The organism is Marinomonas sp. 15G6-16 (assembly GCF_055809555.1).
Map to the genome: position 1 here is coordinate 777,891 of NZ_CM147916.1, position 19,584 is coordinate 797,474.

Genomic DNA, 19,584 nt, shown 5'->3' on the forward strand with positions numbered 1-19,584 from the left:
GGATTTCAATGCAACCTTCCCCAGCGAATGCGTTAGTAAAACGCAGTGATTTTTTAGATGCTTATCGTGGTTTAGCCGTTCTATTAATGATGGTATTTCACTTTTGTTGGGATTTACGGCATTTTGGCTTCCTAGAATATTCTATTTATGACCCTTTCTGGGTGTATTTTAGAAGCCTAATTCTCACCCTATTTCTGACTGCTGTTGGTTGGTCAAGCTACTTAACCTTTAAAAAAGACAACTATTGGTCATTCTGGAAACGAGATATCAAGCTGTTCATTGCAGCTTCTGCTATTTCCCTAGTAACCTATCTTGCAGCGCCAGATCAATGGATCTACTTTGGTATACTGCATTTTATTTTCATTGCCTCATTATTGACTCGGCCATTGGTGAAGTGGCCTATTGCATCCGCAGCGATTGGCATCATCATTCTGCTGATTTATCACACCACACATTATTTAACCTTTCCAAATGCTTTCGGCACTATAACGAGTTTTCTCGCTCTTCCACAAAGAACACTTGATATTGTCTTTCCCTTTCCATGGATTGGGGTTGTCCTTCTTGGCCCTTTATTTGGCTATTTAAATCTTCATAAGTGCCAAACACCTAAAATAATACTCACTAGAATACTGGCACTTTTAGGTCGCTATGCATTACCAATTTACCTTGTCCATCAAGTGTTTTTATTTGCCTTAGTTGCTGGGTTCAAAATGGTGCTTTTGCAGTTTTCTTGATCGTTTTTTGTGCGTATTAAGGGTTCATTTATTAAGCCAAAAAATACATAAAAAAATAGATAAAAACTCTTTTATGATCTTGCCAATCGCCAACTTTATACTTTTTGTGGCAGGGCAAGTGAGTGAGCACTTAGCCTTTATTTAATTCTCATTTTTACAGAGTTTTCAAGTCTTGATTTTACATTCATTGCACACTATTGTTCGTCACAGACTTGAGATAAAACACTACATATAGTGCTTTATCTCAAAAAGACACACTAGATAGAGTAAAGCACCTCTTTTTTCAACAATGCACTAATGGGAAGTTAAGGCATGAGCACTCTCACAGTTACTAAGCGTAACGGAAAGACCGAAAGTATCAATCTGGAAAAGATTCATAAAGTCATCATGTGGGCCGCTGAAGGTTTAGATAATGTCTCTGTTTCTCAAGTAGAATTAAAAGCACAAATCCAATTCTTCGAAGGCATTCGAACCACAGATATCCATGAAACTTTAATCAAATCCGCTGCCGACTTAATCTCTGAAAATACACCAGATTATCAGTACCTTGCAGCTCGCTTAGCCATCTTCCATTTACGCAAAAAAGCATTCGGTGATTTTGAACCACCACACCTTTATGAGCATGTCACAAACTTAGTGAAACAAAATCGCTACGACGCTCATTTGCTTGAAGATTACACTGAAGAAGACTTCAACCAGTTAAACGACATCATTGATCACTCTCGTGATATGAACTTCTCTTACGCTGCGGTTAAGCAATTAGAAGGTAAATATCTAGTACAAAACCGTGTGACTGGCGAAATTTACGAAAGCCCACAGTTTATTTATATTCTTGTTGCTGCTTGTCTATTTGCAAAATACGACAAAGCACAGCGTTTGGATTTGATTCGCCGCTTTTATGACGCGGTTTCTCAATTTAAGATTTCTTTGCCGACACCAATCATGTCTGGCATTCGCACACCAACTCGTCAATTCAGTAGTTGTGTATTGATTGAATGTGGTGACTCTCTAGATTCGATCAACGCCACTTCCAGTGCCATCGTTAAATATGTGAGTCAGCGTGCTGGTATCGGTGTAAACGCCGGTGCGATTCGAGCTCTTGGCAGTACCATTCGCGGCGGTGAAGCATTCCACACAGGCTGTATTCCATTCTACAAACACTTCCAAACAGCGGTTAAGAGCTGCTCTCAAGGCGGTGTTCGTGGTGGTGCGGCGACTGTCTTCTACCCAATCTGGCACTTGGAAGTGGAAAGCTTATTAGTGCTTAAGAACAACCGTGGTGTTGAAGAAAACCGTGTTCGTCACCTTGATTACGGCGTTCAGTTCAACCGTTTGATGTATCAGCGCTTGATCAAGGGTGGCAACATTACCTTGTTCAGCCCTTCTGACGTACCTGGTCTTTACGATGCTTTCTTTGCGGACCAAGAAGAGTTTGATCGTCTATACACCATGTATGAACAAGATGATTCTATTCGCAAGCAAACCATCAAAGCCACTGAGCTATTTACTTTGTTTGCTTCTGAACGTGCTAGTACAGGTCGTATTTATCTTCAAAACGTCGACCACTGTAATACTCACAGCCCATTCGATCCGGCTGTCGCTCCAGTTAAGCAAAGTAACCTATGTTTAGAAATCGCATTACCAACGAAACCTCTAGACAGTATCAATGACCCTAAAGGCGAGATTGCACTTTGTACTCTTTCTGCTTTCAACTTAGGCGCATTGGAAAACCTAGACGAGTTAGAAGAATTAGCTGAACTAATCGTTCGCGCGCTAGACAGCCTATTGGATTATCAAAACTACCCAATTCCTGCGGCACAGCGTGCCACTGAATTGCGTCGCACCTTAGGTGTTGGTGTTATCAACTACGCTTACTACCTTGCGAAAAATGGCGTTAAATATTCAGACGGTAGTGCAAACGAGTTAACTCACAAAACGTTCGAAGCCATTCAATATTTCTTGTTGAAAGCGTCTAACAAGCTATCAAAAGAATTTGGCCCTTGCTTAGCATTTAATGAAACAACCTATGCGAAAGGCATTTTGCCAATCGATAGCTACAAAAAAGAAATCGACAATATTTGCCCTTCTGAGCTTTATTACGACTGGGAAGCCTTGCGTAGCGAGATCGTTGAACATGGTCTACGTAACTCAACCTTGACCGCTCTAATGCCATCAGAAACATCTTCGCAAATCAGTAATGCGACAAATGGTATTGAGCCACCACGCGGATTCGTTTCTGTTAAAGCCAGTAAAGACGGTATTTTGAAGCAAGTTGTACCAGAATTCGAAAGACTGAAAGACAGCTACGAGTTGTTGTGGACAATTCCATCAAACGACGGCTACTTGCAACTTGTTGGCATCATGCAAAAATTTGTCGACCAAGCAATTTCTGCGAACACAAACTACGATCCACAGAAGTTTGAATCACAAAAAGTCCCAATGAAGGTGATCTTAAAAGACCTTCTCACCGCCTATAAACTCGGTGTGAAAACGCTTTACTACCACAACACAAGGGATGGTGCGGAAGACAAGCAAGAAGACATCGATGATTGCGCAGGCGGCGCTTGTAAAATCTAGTCAAACTAAAAACTAATAAGCTTCGTATTACACTGCGAAGCTTATTAGATTTCTGGCATTCTAAATGTTCATTTTTATTTAATTAATTCACAGTATTAATAACTAAGGCCGATGTACTTTATCACTCGCCTTACGCATTAGAGGATATACCCAAGCAATGAGTTACTCGACGTTCAACCGCAAGCACTTCGATAGTATGAAAGAACCTATGTTCTTTGGTGAAAATGTCAACGTGGCTCGTTACGACCAACAAAAACACCCTATTTTTGAAAAATTAATTGAAAAGCAGCTGTCTTTCTTTTGGCGTCCAGAAGAAGTTGACCTTTCTAATGACCGTAAAGACTTTCAAAAATTGGAAGAGCATGAGAAGCATATTTTCTTAAGCAACTTGAAATATCAAACTCTGCTAGACAGCGTACAAGGTCGTTCTCCAAACGTTGCCCTATTACCTATCGTTTCTCTTCCTGAGTTAGAAACCTGGATCGAAACTTGGTCATTCAGTGAAACCATTCACAGTCGCTCTTACACACACATCATTCGTAATATCGTGAATGATCCAACGCTGATTTTTGATGACATAGTCACCAATGAAGAAATCACCAAGCGTGCAGACAGTGTGTCGAAATACTATGACAACTTGATCGAAATGGTGAATCTATATAACACGATGGGATTTGGTACTTTTAACGTACCGGGCAAAGGCGATGTTGAAATCACTATGCCGAAGCTGAAAAAGGCGCTTTATCTTACTATTGCTTCCGTGAATGTATTAGAAGCCATTCGCTTCTACGTCAGCTTTGCTTGTAGTTTTGCCTTTGCTGAACGCACCTTGATGGAAGGTAACGCGAAAATCATCAAGCTGATTGCTCGTGATGAAGCCTTGCACCTAACCGGCACACAGCACATGCTTAACTTAATGGCGTCCGGTAAAGATGATCCAGAGATGGCCATTATTGCCGAAGAGTGCAAAGACGAAATGCGCGACATCTTCATCGAAGCCGCGGAACAAGAAAAAGAATGGGCGACTTACCTATTCCAAAGCGGCTCAATGATTGGCCTTAACGCGCAAATTTTGGGTCAATACGTGGAATACATCACTAACGTTCGTATGCAAGCTGTTGGCCTTGATGCGCACTTTGAGACGAAGCATAACCCAATCCCTTGGATTAATGCTTGGTTGGTTAGTGACAACGTTCAAGTCGCACCACAAGAAGCTGAAATCAGCTCTTACTTGGTTGGACAAACAGATAACAACTTGGATGATTCAGACTTCGATGACTTCGATCTCTAAGCAAGAATCAGCAACAAAGAAAGAGCAAGTAGTACATCGTGTACTAATAGGTAAAAAACAGATTCTGGTAACAGAAGAAGAGCCTTTAATGGTTCAACTTGAACGGGCTGGAATACATGTGGAATACCAATGTCGCGAAGGCTACTGCTCTTCTTGTTCAGTGAAGCTTTTATGGGGAAATGTTATTTACCCTTTTGAACCCCTAGCTTGGGTACAAAGTGGTTATTTATTAGCTTGCTGCGCCATCGTGAAAAGCGATATAGAAATTCAGTTTTTATAAGCTACTCGCTCCTCCCATAGAGCAAAGGAGGTAATACTTATGACGTTATCAAGCTCATTAATCCAATCTTCCTTGAAACTGCCGTGCGGAGCTATTTTAAAAAATCGATTAGCAAAATCAGCCATGTCCGACTCTCTAGGAGATGGTGAAGGCAATCCAACAGAAGCTCAAATTAACTTATACAAAAAATGGGCAAAAGGTGGTGCCGCTATCTCTTTTATTGGTGAAGTACAAGGTGACCCAAGATACCCTGAAGCCCCTGGTAACTTAGTACTTCATGACAATTCAAATTATTCATCCCTTCAATTATTAACCCAACAATCGACCATCAATAACTCCCACCTTTGGGCTCAAATAGGACATGGCGGGGCACTTTCTTATTTGCCTATTACTCATCCCAAGGGGCCCTCTGCTCTCGACTTAAAGAATCTAAAATGTGAGGCAATGAACAAAGCGGATATACAAGCTCTACCAAGCTTATATGCAAAGACCGCTTTACACGCAAAGAAAGCAGGCTTTAGTGGTGTGCATATCCATGCTGGACACGGCTTTCTACTAAGTCAATTCTTATCACCTTTATTCAATAAACGCACCGATCAATACGGTGGTTCGATTAAAAATCGCAGTCAAATTATCTTAGATATTATTAATGAAGTGAGAGCAAAGGTAGGTAAAGATTTTCCTATTGGCATTAGAATAAATGCTACAGATCAACTCGAAGGAGGATTAACAGAGCAAGAGTCATTAAGCGTTATTGCTCAACTTAATGATACCTCCCTTGATTTAATCGATATCAGTGGAGGCACTTACTTTCCCGGCGCAAAATCAAGTTCTGAGAATACCGTAAAAGGCGCTTACTTCTTCAATTTTGCTAAACAAGCAAAACAAATAACAAACATCCCATTAATGCTTACAGGTGGCATTAAAACCAAGGAGGAAGCTCTCTCAATACTATCTAGTGGAGCAGCCGACCTCATTGGTTTAGCTAGAGTAATGGTATTAGAGCCAAGCCTACCTAATTATTGGTTAAGCGGCGTCGATATGAATCCTGCATTTCCAATATTTGATTCTCGTCCTGCTGGAGGTATCACAGCTTGGTACACTATGCGCCTAAAAGCATTGAGCGAAAACAAAGAAGATACGTTCAACATGGATTTAGAAAGCGCTATTCATCTTTATGAAGAACGAGACAAAATAAGAGCCCTAAAGTGGAAAAAATATTTTGATTTAAATAACTAAATTTCTTTAATTACTTCCTGCTATTTGTATAAATCCATAACCTATCTCAAAGTGCGATAACCTGCATAAATTCGTGTGGCTGTTGTAATCCAACAAATCGTTCCGAAGACATAAGCCAACACAACAAAGTGCGACGGCAACAAACAAATCAATACGAGAAAAGCGATGGTCTCTGCGCCTTCCGCTAAACCGCCAATAAAGTGTAACGACTTGCCGCCATAATCCAGATTTTCAATATGGCGCTTTTCCGCCATGATGGCAAAAGCCAAAAAGCTGCTGCCCGTTCCCATAAAAGAGAAAATAACAAAGCTGGCCGCTAATGCATTCTCTGCCGGATTTGCCAATGCAAAGCCAAAAATAACCGCAGAGTAAAAAATAAAGTCCAATGTAATATCAAGATAACCACCTAGATCCGTAGGCTCTTGCACTCGCGCTACGGCGCCATCTAACCCATCCATCAAACGATTAAGGATAATAAAAATCAAAGCAAGCCAGTAATACTCTTGACTCAAGGATGGCACAGACAAGATCCCCATCACAAAACCAAATACGGTGATGTGATTTGCTTTAATTCCCATTGCATCGAGCTTTAACGCGATATTTCGCAAAGGTGCTTTCAATTGTTTAATAAAAAATGGATCTAACATAAATAGAACAACTCTCACTTATCAAGAATGACTCAGCCGCTATAGACTTGGTACAATGGCTTAAAACTTATCGAATGTAAGGCTCTTATGATACACGCAAAGCAATATAGTTCCTCTGGACCAAACCTTATTATTATTCACGGTTTATTCGGTAACGCAGATAACTGGCATTCCATTGCACAAGGCTTATCTGAACACTTTAATTTGTTTTGCATTGATTTACCCAACCACGGCCAATCATCTTCTATGCCAAACGCAACTTACCCAAAAATGGCTCAGGCTGTTTTAGATTGGGCAGAGTCTCAAAACATCAAATCTTTCCATTTGCTCGGCCATTCCATGGGCGGAAAAGTGGCTATGCAAATGGCTTCGCTGGCGGAGCAATCAAGCAATATTAAAATAGAAAAGCTCATCGTCGCCGACATTGCTCCTGTCGACTACAAACCAAGCCACACCGACATTTTGAAAGGCTTAAAAGCGGTTCAATCAAGTGATGTAAACTCCCGTAAAGCCGCAGATGATATTTTAAGTCAGTATGAGCCAAGTCTGCCGATTCGACAGTTTTTATTGAAAAACTTGGTTAGAACAGAAGACAAACTGTATCAACTCGCCTTGTCCGTCAACGACATTGACGACAGCTACAGTACGATATTGAAAAAGCCTGAAATAAGCCAAGCAGTTAATACCCCCACGCTATTCATCAAAGGCGAGCACTCGGACTATATCATTTCGGATTATCAACAAGACATTATGGCCGCCTTTCCAAATGCCTCTTTTAAAATACTGTCCGGAACTGGGCATTGGCTTCATGCAGAAAAACCGCTGCCATTTAGCAGCTTAGTGAAGCGCTTTTTACAGCAAGATTAACATTGCGTGTCGGCACACAGTCCGTATTTGTCTTTTAAGTAAGATGCGGACGGTAAAACAACCCCATGAGATCGAATTAAATACGGGTTAAACGTCACTCGCAATGTGCCTGGATAATCGGCTTCTATCAAAAGTTTGCTGTCTTCCCACGCTCGAATCCTTTCCACCAAAGCTGTCAGTTTAGAACGGCTATCGGAATGAATAGCAAAAAGCGAACCGGCTCTAACAAAAGCAAATGAAGAGCCAATCATTATGCGTTGTTTATGGAATAAGAGCTTTAGAATATCTTGCGCGACCCCATCTTGATAAAGCTGTGTGTCCACCAAAGATAGAATCACTTCAGACTCTTCCAATAAAAAGTTGACCGACTTCAGGACAGACAAACGATCTGTGTCTGTTTTTAAAAAGCGTAATTCAAAACCGTACTCTGCGGCTTCTTTTTCCATTTTTTGCTGATCAATAAAAAGTGTATCGCTATAAAGTACAGCCAATGGTTTTCGGTCAAACCAAACAGCATTAAGCAACGCAAAACGCTTATCCAAAGGCGCACCAGAAAACACTCCACTACTTGGTATTAAGCAGTCTTTCTGAATATTCAAATACTCTTCTTGCCCAATGAAAGTAGCAATCACAATACCTGTATTAACGGTCGAGCAAATTTGGGCATAACTGTCTCTGCCTATAGTCACTAGAATATCGTCGTTTTTAAGCGCAGCTATATTCTGATAGAAAGCAGAACTACGAACAGGTTTCGCTTGAAGAGAGGAAGGTAAAAGAGCAGATAGTTGAAACGTCAAAGAACGTACTGAACTTTCTTCAGCATCATGTATGACATACACGGAAGCAAAGACCTTAACGGACAGCAGCATTCCGATGAAAGTTACAAAAATCCTTTTCAACTTACTAATAATCCAGATTAAAAAGTAATATTGGTGAAGACATAGGCATAGCTGTCTTCGTCGTAATTATTATGTCTTGAAATAAGAGAGTTATTATCTAAACGTGTTTCTAACCCTATTCCAACGGTCGCCTTTGAATACCCACCTAAAGAGGTCTGATAAGATAACCAAGTATTAAAAAACTCATAGTCCTTATCCGCTAACTCTTTACCATACCAATAGTAGCCTTGATATGACCATTTTTCACTTAAAGGTAGACTATAAAAGAAGGACATGAGTATTGGTGGTGTCGTTTCGAGCAAACGCTCCAACTCCGTTTGCGTATCCTGATAAGCATAGGTGAAACGAGTCATGGCTCCTGAATCAAACCGCCAATCCAATTCCACTTCAACACCGTTTATATCTATGTTCTCTGTTACTCCCTCCTCAACCGGAGCATCCTCTAAAAAGCCTGCAAAGTGCTTTCTACTGAGCACAAGCCCTTCTACTTCATCATGGTACAAACGCACATCGAAAGATAAATCTTGGGAAGGCCAATAATGAAAGTAGCCGACTTCATAGGAAGTGACAATTTCTTCCTCTTCCCCTTCTTCAGCATAAGTAGCAGATGAACTTTCACCTGAGGTGAGCACATAACGCCAATTAAAATATTGGTCTGATAGGTCAGGCGTTCGTACCGCTCGGGATGCATTCATGCGAATGGATTCGTGTTCAGACAGTTTGTACGTTGCGCCAAACTTTGGTGATAAAAAGTCCCAGCCATTTTACTGTGCTCTAACATGGCGCCAGTGTTAATCACCCAATTTTCACTAGCGCGATATTCCATATTAGAAGACAGTCGGGTAATTTCATCATTCACCGTCCCGCCAAAGTAATGCTCCGACCTTGCTTCATCGTATCGATAGCCGAGCACCGAAATTAAACGCAATTTCTCTGACGCCTCTAAAGTGCTTTGCAATTCAATATCATGGCGAGTCTCACGCAGATCAACAACAAACGACTTATTGACTGAGCCTTCAGTACCACTTAGCGCATCTGAAAGGTAAGTCGAGCTAAGAGGATCCGTACCATTGAATATAACGTCATAAAAGAAATCATAAAGCACAACATCGTGCTGCTCGTTAGCATCTGATTGATCGTAATAATATTGCAACTTCAGCTCATGATTTGAGGCCACTTGTTTGGCAAAACTAAACTTGATGTGCTCTCTTTCAACTTCATTCGTTGGATCTGTTGAATCATAACCCCCAACATACTCAAAAGTTGAACCGCCATAATCAACATCAACCGCGTAATCATCTCTATCTGCTTCAGCATTGACATAACTCGCACCAATATCCAAATCAAAGAAGCTCGTGGAAGTTTCATGCTGAATGAAAACATTTCCCATTTCTGAGCGATGACCATCGTTGCGCTCATCCCCATAAAAATCTGTGTCGTACCCTTCTACAGAATTTGTCGAAGCGGAAGCTCGATAACTCCAATTTCCATTCAAGCCACTATGTTGACCATATATACGGTAGTCTCCCTGAGTCCCAGCATAGGCACTAATGCTGTTTCCTAAAGTCTCTAAAGGAGAACGAGTAATGATGTTCACTACAGCAAAAAAGGAATTCAGCCCATAGCTTGCAGCATTTGGCCCACGGTTCACTTCTACTCGTGCTATGTCTTCAATGTTCAATGGCAACATCGACCATTCCACACGCGCTAAACCTGCACTGTAAACAGAGCGACCATTAACCAATACTTGAATGCGGCGGTATCCATTAAACTCCGTACCATGATAAGACGCAGATTTTTGACTAGAAGATGTATTAGCAACCACAGTAAAACCAGGCACAAATTGCAGTAAGTCTTCCACATACTGAATATTAATTCGTCGAATAAAGTCGCCATCTAAAACAGACAAGCTGGATGACACATCGGCTCTCGGTTGCGATATTTTTGATGGCGTCACCACAACAGGAATGGTGTCTGAAAAGGTGTCATATTCATCTAGACTGAACATGTCTGCTTGAGCTGATACGCTAACGAATAAGCCCAATATAAGGCTGAAATGCTGTCGCCACAATCTTTGTCTTATCATGTTTACTTCAGCCTATAATCATCCGCAAGATAGGTTCCCAAGATGCGAACTTCCTCTGAGAAGAAACCAAGCTCTTCTAAGGCGGCCTGCATGGCAGATGATTGAAAGTGCGCCTCAACATCCACATAAAACTGAGTTGCAGTAAAGTTCCCGTTCACCATATAGCTTTCTAGCTTCAACATATTAATTCCTTGCGTCGCAAAACCGCCCATTGCCTTATAAAGCGCAGCAGGAATATTACGAACTCGAAACATAAAGGAAGTAATGTATGTTTGGCCTTCTTCAAACACAGGCATTTTTTGTTGACGGGAAAAAACTAAGAAGCGAGTCGTATTTCCAACCGTGTCATTGAAATGGGTTTTCAGAATATTCAAGCCATACAACTCAGCAGCTAACTCAGACGAAATTACAGCGAGCCCAGGCTCTTCATTCTCAGCAATGTGTTTTGCAGCACCAGCCGTGTCATACATCGCCTGATTTTTTGCGTTTAGCGCCTTAATATTGGCATCACATTGCGCCAAGGCTTGAGGATGACTGCCTATGCGATTTATTTGCTCAAGCGTCATACCATGACGAGCCATTAAACAATGATTCACTGGCTCAAAGTGCTCTTTTACGACATAAAGCTGAGTTCGTTTGAGTTCTCGATAAATCTCTTCAACTCGCCCTGCTGTGGAGTTCTCAACAGGGATCATGGCGTAATACGCGTCACCTCGTTCAACCATCTTTAAGGCATCAGCAAAGGTTGCGCAATGGACACTGGTCCAGTCAGGAAAGGTGTGTTTGCAAGCAAGATGCGAATAAGCACCTGGCTCGCCTTGATAAGCAACGATTTTAGTTGCATCAAGAGTAAGATGTTGCTCTGGCATATTAAAAATAATTCTGTGATATATTTCTTTTACAGTAACAAATAGGCGTGGCGAGATACATAAAAATGCGAAGATTTTGTCATTATATTGTAAGTATCTTGTCTTAAAAGTGGCTAATTAAACAAACGTACCCTGTGATGAAAAGCATATTTATATTATTGGTAAAAGCTTACCAAGTTGCCATTAGCCCATATATAGGAAGTAACTGCCGTTTTTACCCAAGTTGCTCCCATTACATGATTGAAGCAATCGAAAAAAAAGGCGTCATAAAAGGTGTGTACCTTGGCGTGAAGCGCTTATCAAAATGCCATCCGTGGGGTGAAAGCGGCCTAGACCCAGTTCCACCCTGCAAATGTGATAACGAAAAGCAAAACAAAGAGAGTTAGCTAGCGATTGTTCCAATTTGCAGCTTTAAATCACTGGCAATCAACACAGCTTGTGTTCGATTGTTAATCTCAAGTTTACGAAAAATCGCTGTGATATGTGCCTTTACCGTCGCCTCAGAAATGGATAACTCAAAAGCAATTTGCTTGTTCAATAGGCCTTCGTGAAGGTAACACAACACTTTATATTGTTGAGGGGTGAGTTCTGCGACTTTATTCTGCATAGATAAGTCGGGCTTAGGTTGGCTTTCAACGGCTTGTTTTAAATTCTCAGGTAACCAAATATCACCGGCTAAAATCGCATTAATTGCTTGTACGTAAGTGGCAGGCTCACTGGTTTTAGGAATGAAACCCAAAGCACCAGCATCAATCACTTTTGCCACCATAGCACTGTCTTCACTACCAGAAATAATGGCGACAGGCACATCAGGAAAGTCTTTTCGGATTCGAATCAACCCATATAATTCACCACTGCCTGGCATGTTTAAATCCAGCAAGAGTAAATCTAAATCATCTGTCTTCTCTAAACATTGAAGTGTGGAGTCTAGATCTTGGGATTCCGCTATCTCAACGCCCTGTATTTCTGCACGTAGCGCACTGCTTAGCGCGCTACGGAACAGAGGATGATCATCCGCGATAATAAGTGATATCACTGCTTACCCTTTTAAATGTATAAAGTGTTACACATTTAAACGGTTTTCGATCAAATCATCAACCACACTTGGATCGGCTAGTGTACTTGTATCGCCCAATTGATCATGTTCACTCGCTGCAATTTTTCTCAAAATACGGCGCATGATTTTTCCAGAGCGTGTTTTTGGCAACCCTTTACTCGCCCACTGAATCAAATCAGGTGTGGCAATTGGGCCAATCTCTTGACGCACAAACTGCTTCAGAGATTTAGTCAGTTCTTCGTCTGGCGTAACACCGGCTACAGCACTGACATACACATAAATACCCTGCCCTTTAATATCATGAGGGTAACCAACGATCGCCGCTTCAGCAACGGCTGGATGAGCAACCAATGCACTTTCGATTTCAGCCGTACCAAGGCGGTGGCCCGATACATTCAGCACGTCATCCATACGACCAGTTATCCAATAATGACCGTCTGCATCTCTTGATGCGCCATCACCAGTAAAGTACATACCGTCAAAAGTACTGAAATAAGTTTGCTCAAAACGTTCGTGATCCCCATAAACTGTACGCGCTTGACCTGGCCAAGAATCGGTAATGACTAAACCACCGTCAACTTGCACGCCTTGTTCATCAAGCTCAACGCCTTGCGCATCGACCAATGCAGGCTGCACGCCAAATAAAGGTCCAGTACAAGAACCTGGCTTAGCGTCACCTTGTACAACACGCGGCGTCATCATGATGCCACCGGTTTCTGTTTGCCACCAAGTATCAACAATTGGGCAAGAAGCGTTACCAATTTCAGAGTAATACCAAGACCAAGCCTCTGGGTTAATTGGCTCACCAACACTTCCCAAGACACGCAATGAATCACGCTTGCTAGAGCGAGTCGCTTCATCGCCTTTTGACATCAAAGCTCGGATCGCAGTCGGTGCTGTGTACAAAAGAGACACATTGTATTTATCAACAACACGGCCAATTCGGCCAGAATCAGGGTAAGTTGGCACGCCTTCAAACAGAATGCTCGTTGTTGCATTGGCTAGCGGCCCGTACACCATATAACTGTGTCCAGTGATCCAGCCCACATCAGCAGCACACCAATAAATATCATCTGGTTTTAGGTCGAACACCAATTCATGAGTTAAAGAGGCATACACCAAATAACCGCCAGTAGTATGAACAACCCCTTTTGGCTTACCTGTGGAACCTGAAGTGTACAAAATAAACAAAGGGTCTTCGGCGTTCATCGGTTCAACTGGGCATTCTGTACTTTCGTCTTTTGCTTCAACAGCCCAATCTAAATCTCGACCATCAAACCAAGGCACATCTTTCTGCGTGTATCGATAAACCAAAACTTTCTCAACAGAAGGACACGCATTGTTATCCAATGCCATATCAACGTTGTGTTTCAGTGGAATAGTATTGCCTGCGCGACGACCTTCATCAGCTGTAATCACCAGTTTCACTTCACAGTCATTTAGACGATCTGCGATAGCGTGAGCAGAAAAGCCACCAAATATAACGGAATGAATCGCACCGATTCGAGCACAAGCCAGCATGCTGTAAACCGCTTGTGGAATCATGGGCATGTAGATAGCGACACGGTCGCCTTTTTTAACACCTTGTCGCTTGAGAAGATTTGCTAAACGACCCACTTCGTCGTGTAGGTTTTGGTAGGTAACGGCTACTTTATCATCGGTTTCGGCATCGCCTTCACAATAATAAGCCACTTTGTCTGCGTGTTTCACTAAATGGCGGTCAATACAATTGTAAGCGACATTCAGTTCGCCATCTTCAAACCACTTAATATTGACATTGCCACGTTGGAATGAGGTATTTTTTACCTTGCTGTAAGGTGTTATCCAATCTAAACGCTTCCCTTCTTCACCCCAAAATTCGTTTGGGTTTTCAATCGATTCTTGATAGCGTTTTTCAAATTCTGCCTGACTTACGTTGGCGTTTTTTGCCGCCTCACTTGAGGTTGCGCTATATAATGACTTCATAACCCGCTCCATTGTTAAATTTGTTATTCGGATGCGAGACCACTATAACTCGCTCTATTTGCGAATCTATTCCACTTTAGTCTTATTAGCTCTTTCTACGCATCAAAACTCACCAGACTCTTCCGGCCTTAACAAAAAAGGGCAAACGCACGTCTTGCTTATGATGTGGGTCCGACCAAGCATCGCGAATAATAGGTTCTGCATTGAGCAAAAACTCATCCCCATGTTCTTGAATATATGACTGAGAGGCCGACCAAGTACGGATAAAATCCAGTGTTTGAGAAACCGACCAATGGCAATTTAGCTCAAAATTCGGCACATTCATGAGCTCGAAAGGAAACTGAATATCATTGTATTGATTCCATAACACTCGGCTCTGGGAAGGCCAATAATTGCTAAGATGCGGCAAGATATTTTCCGAAATTACCTTGTCTTCCGCTTCCCCTATTTGTAACCAGTTATATCCCCAACACACAAACAAGCCACCGGGCTTAAGCACTCGGCGCAGCTCTTGCCAAAACTTACCCAAATCAAACCAATGTAGCGCGTGAGCAACACAGACAAGATCAAAAAAATGGTCAGGATAAGCGGTGCTTTCAGCCGAGCCTATTTGATAATTTACTTTACGATGGGGAGTTGCCGCATTAACTTGGGAAGCACTAATATCAGAGGCTTCGACCCTTTCAAAATACGCTGCAAGATCTAAAGAGGCTTGACCTGTTCCACAAGCACAATCCCACACGACACTGTTTGAAGGCGCTTGTTGAGATAACCAATAGTAAAGCTCAGCCGGATACATAGGGCGAGTTTTTGAGTAAATATTAGAAGACAGTCCATCAAACGTGCGCATAAAAACCTCAAAATTAAAGGGCGTTACTCCCTATTAAAACGATCTCTTTTATTGGGATAACACCCCATATTGATTGAGTACGGAACGAGCTTCCTCAACTCCTTTTACTCGATACGCCTGCATTCCCATGTCATTTGCTGTATCAATATTGACCTGATTATCGTCTATAAAGAGTATCTCTTTTGGTGCGACTTGTAATTGATCTAAGACGTGCTGATAAATGGTTTTATCTGGTTTCGTTGCTCCCACTAAATGAGACGCATAATAGCTATGAAATTTACCCGCTAAGCCCATTTCATCCATTAAACGTGGCCAATGTGCGGCATTCGTATTGGACAAAATCGCTCTATGGTATTCAGGCTTAACTGAATCCACCAGCGACAAAGCACCATCAAACAAGCCTCTTGGCCACGCCTTAAACGCCGTTTTAAATGTTTCTTTATCAGTGTTACTGCCAACTTCTTTCAGTAAGGCTTCAGCAAAATGATCAAACGACACTCTACCGGAATCAAATGCGGCAACTGCTGGTGATTTAAGCCATTTTAACCACACTTCCGCTTCTTCACCTTGGGTATTCAGCATGGCATGCATTTCCGAAACATCACCCAAATCGACCAACACATTCCCTAAATCAAACAATACAACACGAATATTACGATTCTGTTCCATACGCCCTTCCTACCAAATTTCGGCCTTAACCTTAAACCATTGATCACCTTTTAGAAAACAAACCTGTCAAAAATAAACATAGACCATGGTCTATCTAGGAAGAGAGCACACCAATGCATACTATAGGCTTGGACTGAAAACACAGGAAAAGCATAAAAATAGAAGCACAACAGAACGAATTCAGCTATACCTTTACCTGAGCAACCCCAACTATAGGAGAAAAATAATATGAAATTGGGATTTGTGTCTAAAGCAATACTATCCAGTGCAACCGCCGTTGCCCTTACTCTGTCTGCAAGCAGCTCATTCGCTGCTGACAATCGAGACTACATTCTAGCGACCGCTTCAACAGGTGGAACCTATTACCCCGTGGGTGTTGCGATTGCAACTTTGAGTAAAGTAAAACTTACCCCTAAATTTGGTTTCTCTGTTTCTGCAATCAGTTCTGCAGGCTCAGGTGAAAACATCAAACTGATCCGAGAAAACCAAGCGCAATTTGCTATTTTACAAGGTCTTTATGGCGCATGGGCGTGGAATGGCGAAGGCCCATTTGAAAGTTCCGGCAAGCAGACAGACCTACGTTCTGTTTCCATGCTTTGGCAAAACGTAGAACATCTTGTTTTACACACAGACCTCGTAAAAACAGGCACAGTTTCCGATCTAAAAGCCCTTGAAGGAACCAACAATAAATTCTCGATAGGCAGTAAAAACTCAGGTACCGAAGGTTCTGGTCGCCAACAGCTGAAAGGCTTAGACATTGACCCAGATAAATTCAACCTCGCTTACATGGGCTATGGTGCCAGTGCTGATGCGATGCAAAATGGCAATATTGAAGGCATGAACACACCAGCGGGTGTGCCGGTTAGCGCCGTTACTCGCCTTTATGCTTCCATGAATGGCAAAGTAAAAGTACTGGATTACACAGACGAGCAAATGAAAGCGGCCAACGGAAATTATGATTTATGGACGCGCTACGTTATTCCTGCTGATACTTACCCAGGCCAAACAAAAGCGATCAATACCGTTGCTCAACCGAACTTCCTAGCGACTCATAAAAACATGTCAGAAGAAGATGTTTATGAGCTAACAAAATCCCTTTATGAAAACCTAGCGTACTTAAGCGCAATCCATAAAGCGACCTCCGTTATGTCCATTGAAAAAGCCATTGCCGGACTCCCTGTGCCATTGCACCCTGGCGCAGCACGTTACTACCGAGAACGCGGTATTAATATTCCTGCTCGTCTAATCGCAGAATAAGTCCTCCCCATAAAACAACACCGTAGCGCTTACGGTGTTGTTTTTGTGCTAATCGTTTTTTGTACATAATAAGGTCGCTTGTCTATGACTGCTTCATCGCAACCCAATGAGTCTCAAGAAATCAATCTAAGTGATTTTGAAACAACACACCGTTCAGGACCTTGGTTGAATCGTTTTGTTTTTACCCTTTCTGTTTTATTAGCGGTTGCCCATATTTATATCAATACTCTGGGAACATTGCCGGAGTTATGGGTGTCCGCTTTTCACTTTGCCGGATTTGGTGCCTTATGCGCCTTATTAATACCCGCAAATCCAAAATGGCGAAACAGCAAAATTGCCATGATATTTGACAGCGCCATTGTATTGGCACTGGTTGCGATGGTGTTCTATATCATCCTATTTGAAGACGCTTTGTATAACCGAGGCGTAACCTTTAACACTGGAGACTGGATTGTTTCCTTCGTCAGTGTGGCTCTGGCGCTTGAGCTTATTCGTCGTACCAGTGGTTGGTTTATCCCCTTTTTGATTTTAGTTGCCTTAACCTATGTGGTGATTTGGGGACAATGGCTTGGAGGCATGTTCACCTTTCCCGGTTTAAGCCTAGAAACACTCATGTATCGCAGCTTTTTCAGCACCGATGGCATGTTCGGTTCTATTTCCCGAATTTCATGGAGCTTCGTCTTCATGTTCATTCTTTTCGGTGCGTTTCTGGTGAAATCTGGCGCGGGGGATTTCATCATAGATTTGTCTCGCTCCCTAGCCAGTAAAATGATTGGCGGTCCAGGTTTTGTGGCGGTATTAGGATCAGGCTTGATGGGTTCTGTTTCTGGTTCTTCTGTTGCCAACACAGTTTCTACTGGTGTCATCACGATCCCTTTGATGCGTAAAGCAGGCTTTCCCGCTCGATTTGCTGCAGGCATAGAAGCGGCCGCATCAACAGGTGGTCAATTAATGCCTCCCGTTATGGGGGCAGGCGCGTTTATCATGGCGTCTTATACGCAAGTTTCTTATGTCACCATCATCAGTGTCGCGGCGATTCCTGCCTTACTTTATTTCCTATCCGTTGGTTTCTTTGTACGTGTGGAAGCAAAACGAAGTAAGGTAATCTCCACCCAAGGTGATGATGAGATTGTGGTTTCAGAAGTCTTAAAAGGCGGATGGCATCATATTCTTCCTCTTGGTGTTCTTGTCACGTTACTTGTTCAAGGGTTTACGCCTACTTATGCCGCTGGCATTAGTATTCTTGCCGTCATTGCAGCCTCGTTCTTGTCTAAAAAGCATCGCATGGGGCCTATCGAAATTTTAGATGCCATGGCTCAAGGCGCTAAAAACATGTCTACAACGGCGGTTTTGCTTGTTGGAATTGGATTGGTTGTCAATGTTATCAGTACCACTGGCGTAGGAAACACCTTCTCGTTATTGATTACTGATTGGGCCGGTGGAAGCCTTTTCTTCACCATTATCTTAATCGCTATTGCTTCCTTGATTCTTGGAATGGGATTGCCTGTTACAGCGTCTTATATTGTTTTGGGAACGCTATCTGCACCGGCTTTGTATAACTTAATTGCAGAAAGTCAGCTGATTGAGATGATGGCATCGGGCACTCTTCCTGAAGCAGCAAATGCGATTTTCATGCTGGTTGATCCTGCGGCTCTTGCGACATTGGCACAAGGCATGCCAATCGAACAAGCGGCAGCATTATTGGCTCAGGTACCAAGTGATTTCAAAGGCATGTTAATGGATCAAGCGTTAGGTGCTCAGACAGTCGCTATGATCTTGGTGACAGCGCACATGATTATCTTTTGGCTCTCTCAAGACAGTAATGTCACGCCGCCTGTTTGCCTAACCGCCTTTGCTGCCGCTGCCATCGCCAAAACGCCGCCTATGTTAACAGGCATGACCGCTTGGAAATTGGCTAAAGGTCTGTATATCGTCCCTTTATTAATGGCTTACACTCCATTAATTGGCGGCGATGGTGATGAGTTATTACGACTTACTTTCTTTGCTATTTTTGGAATGTATGCCTTGGTGTCGGCAATGGAAGGGTATTTGGAAGATAAGCTTTCTATTGTCACAAGAGCGCTAATGTTAGCAGCGTCATTTATGATGCTATGGCCAAATTTAGACTTATGGATTCAAGGGATTGGCTTGGCTCTATTTCTGGTTGTTTTCGTACTGGGAAATATTACCTATAAGAAAAAGGCGTAAGCTCACTTTTGAAGAAAGTGAAGCCGTCTTCTTTAGTAAAACAAAACAAGCGTGCAGGATAAGCGCGCTTGTGTCTTTAACTGTGACAA

The 19,584-nt window shown here is 42.3% G+C and carries 18 protein-coding genes; 9 read left to right on the forward strand and 9 right to left on the reverse strand.

Features of this window, described 5'->3' with window-relative positions; genetic code table 11:
• Positions 1 to 8: 8 nt before the first annotated feature.
• From AC0L46_RS03760 to AC0L46_RS03780, 5 genes are all read left to right on the forward strand, one after another.
• Positions 9 to 734, forward strand: a complete 726-nt coding sequence (locus AC0L46_RS03760) for a heparan-alpha-glucosaminide N-acetyltransferase (protein WP_473505868.1) — start codon at positions 9 to 11, stop codon at positions 732 to 734.
• 312 nt (positions 735 to 1,046) lie between these two features.
• Positions 1,047 to 3,311 (forward strand): class 1a ribonucleoside-diphosphate reductase subunit alpha, encoded by a 2,265-nt coding sequence (nrdA, locus tag AC0L46_RS03765; RefSeq protein ID WP_473505870.1) that lies wholly within the window; start codon positions 1,047 to 1,049, stop codon positions 3,309 to 3,311.
• Between the two features lie 157 nt (positions 3,312 to 3,468).
• On the forward strand, positions 3,469 to 4,602 hold the full coding sequence (gene nrdB / locus AC0L46_RS03770) for a class Ia ribonucleoside-diphosphate reductase subunit beta (RefSeq protein WP_473505872.1): 1,134 nt from the start codon (positions 3,469 to 3,471) through the stop codon (positions 4,600 to 4,602).
• On the forward strand, positions 4,586 to 4,882 hold the full coding sequence (gene yfaE / locus AC0L46_RS03775) for a class I ribonucleotide reductase maintenance protein YfaE (RefSeq protein ID WP_414681003.1): 297 nt from the start codon (positions 4,586 to 4,588) through the stop codon (positions 4,880 to 4,882). The genes nrdB and yfaE overlap by 17 nt, the downstream gene beginning before the upstream one ends.
• A gap of 39 nt (positions 4,883 to 4,921) precedes the next feature.
• On the forward strand, positions 4,922 to 6,121 hold the full coding sequence (locus AC0L46_RS03780; protein ID WP_473505874.1) for an oxidoreductase: 1,200 nt from the start codon (positions 4,922 to 4,924) through the stop codon (positions 6,119 to 6,121).
• A gap of 41 nt (positions 6,122 to 6,162) precedes the next feature.
• Here AC0L46_RS03780 and AC0L46_RS03785 read toward each other — a convergent pair whose 3' ends face one another.
• Complete coding sequence (locus AC0L46_RS03785) at positions 6,163 to 6,768, reverse strand: CDP-alcohol phosphatidyltransferase family protein (RefSeq protein ID WP_473505876.1); 606 nt, start codon at positions 6,766 to 6,768, stop codon at positions 6,163 to 6,165.
• Between the two features lie 87 nt (positions 6,769 to 6,855).
• On the opposite strand from AC0L46_RS03785, the gene AC0L46_RS03790 reads away from it, so the two are divergent.
• Entirely contained in the window at positions 6,856 to 7,635 is a 780-nt protein-coding gene (locus tag AC0L46_RS03790; RefSeq protein ID WP_473505878.1) for an alpha/beta fold hydrolase, read from the forward strand.
• Here the strand turns inward: AC0L46_RS03790 and AC0L46_RS03795 are convergent.
• The 4 genes from AC0L46_RS03795 to AC0L46_RS03810 form a co-directional block, all read right to left on the reverse strand.
• Positions 7,632 to 8,474: a hypothetical protein gene (locus tag AC0L46_RS03795; protein ID WP_473505880.1), complete on the reverse strand. Its 843-nt coding sequence runs from the start codon at positions 8,472 to 8,474 to the stop codon at positions 7,632 to 7,634. The two genes, AC0L46_RS03790 and AC0L46_RS03795, sit on opposite strands and share 4 nt — an antisense overlap.
• Positions 8,475 to 8,551: 77 nt before the next feature.
• Entirely contained in the window at positions 8,552 to 9,253 is a 702-nt protein-coding gene (locus AC0L46_RS03800) for a hypothetical protein (protein ID WP_473507101.1), read from the reverse strand.
• Complete coding sequence (locus AC0L46_RS03805) at positions 9,226 to 10,620, reverse strand: TonB-dependent receptor plug domain-containing protein (protein WP_473505882.1); 1,395 nt, start codon at positions 10,618 to 10,620, stop codon at positions 9,226 to 9,228. Before AC0L46_RS03805 ends, AC0L46_RS03800 begins: the two co-directional genes overlap by 28 nt.
• Positions 10,621 to 10,622: 2 nt before the next feature.
• Complete coding sequence (locus tag AC0L46_RS03810; RefSeq protein WP_414681008.1) at positions 10,623 to 11,489, reverse strand: prephenate dehydratase; 867 nt, start codon at positions 11,487 to 11,489, stop codon at positions 10,623 to 10,625.
• 137 nt (positions 11,490 to 11,626) lie between these two features.
• On the opposite strand from AC0L46_RS03810, the gene yidD reads away from it, so the two are divergent.
• Positions 11,627 to 11,875: a membrane protein insertion efficiency factor YidD gene (gene yidD / locus AC0L46_RS03815; RefSeq protein ID WP_317004609.1), complete on the forward strand. Its 249-nt coding sequence runs from the start codon at positions 11,627 to 11,629 to the stop codon at positions 11,873 to 11,875.
• Here yidD and AC0L46_RS03820 read toward each other — a convergent pair.
• The 4 genes from AC0L46_RS03820 to AC0L46_RS03835 form a co-directional block, all read right to left on the reverse strand.
• Positions 11,872 to 12,525 (reverse strand): response regulator, encoded by a 654-nt coding sequence (locus AC0L46_RS03820; protein ID WP_473505884.1) that lies wholly within the window; start codon positions 12,523 to 12,525, stop codon positions 11,872 to 11,874. The genes yidD and AC0L46_RS03820 overlap by 4 nt on opposite strands.
• Positions 12,526 to 12,552: 27 nt before the next feature.
• Positions 12,553 to 14,511, reverse strand: a complete 1,959-nt coding sequence (gene acs, locus AC0L46_RS03825) for an acetate--CoA ligase (protein ID WP_473505886.1) — start codon at positions 14,509 to 14,511, stop codon at positions 12,553 to 12,555.
• A 109-nt stretch (positions 14,512 to 14,620) separates the two neighbouring features.
• Positions 14,621 to 15,361, reverse strand: coding sequence for a class I SAM-dependent methyltransferase (locus tag AC0L46_RS03830; RefSeq protein ID WP_473505888.1), 741 nt, complete (start codon positions 15,359 to 15,361; stop codon positions 14,621 to 14,623).
• 48 nt (positions 15,362 to 15,409) lie between these two features.
• Entirely contained in the window at positions 15,410 to 16,030 is a 621-nt protein-coding gene (locus tag AC0L46_RS03835; protein ID WP_473505890.1) for an HAD family hydrolase, read from the reverse strand.
• 228 nt (positions 16,031 to 16,258) lie between these two features.
• On the opposite strand from AC0L46_RS03835, the gene AC0L46_RS03840 reads away from it, so the two are divergent.
• A complete protein-coding gene (locus AC0L46_RS03840) occupies positions 16,259 to 17,287 on the forward strand; it encodes a TAXI family TRAP transporter solute-binding subunit (RefSeq protein ID WP_414681013.1) in 1,029 nt (342 codons plus the stop codon).
• Positions 17,288 to 17,371: 84 nt separating this feature from the next.
• Positions 17,372 to 19,495, forward strand: coding sequence for a TRAP transporter permease (locus tag AC0L46_RS03845; protein WP_473505892.1), 2,124 nt, complete (start codon positions 17,372 to 17,374; stop codon positions 19,493 to 19,495).
• Positions 19,496 to 19,584: the final 89 nt, after the last annotated feature.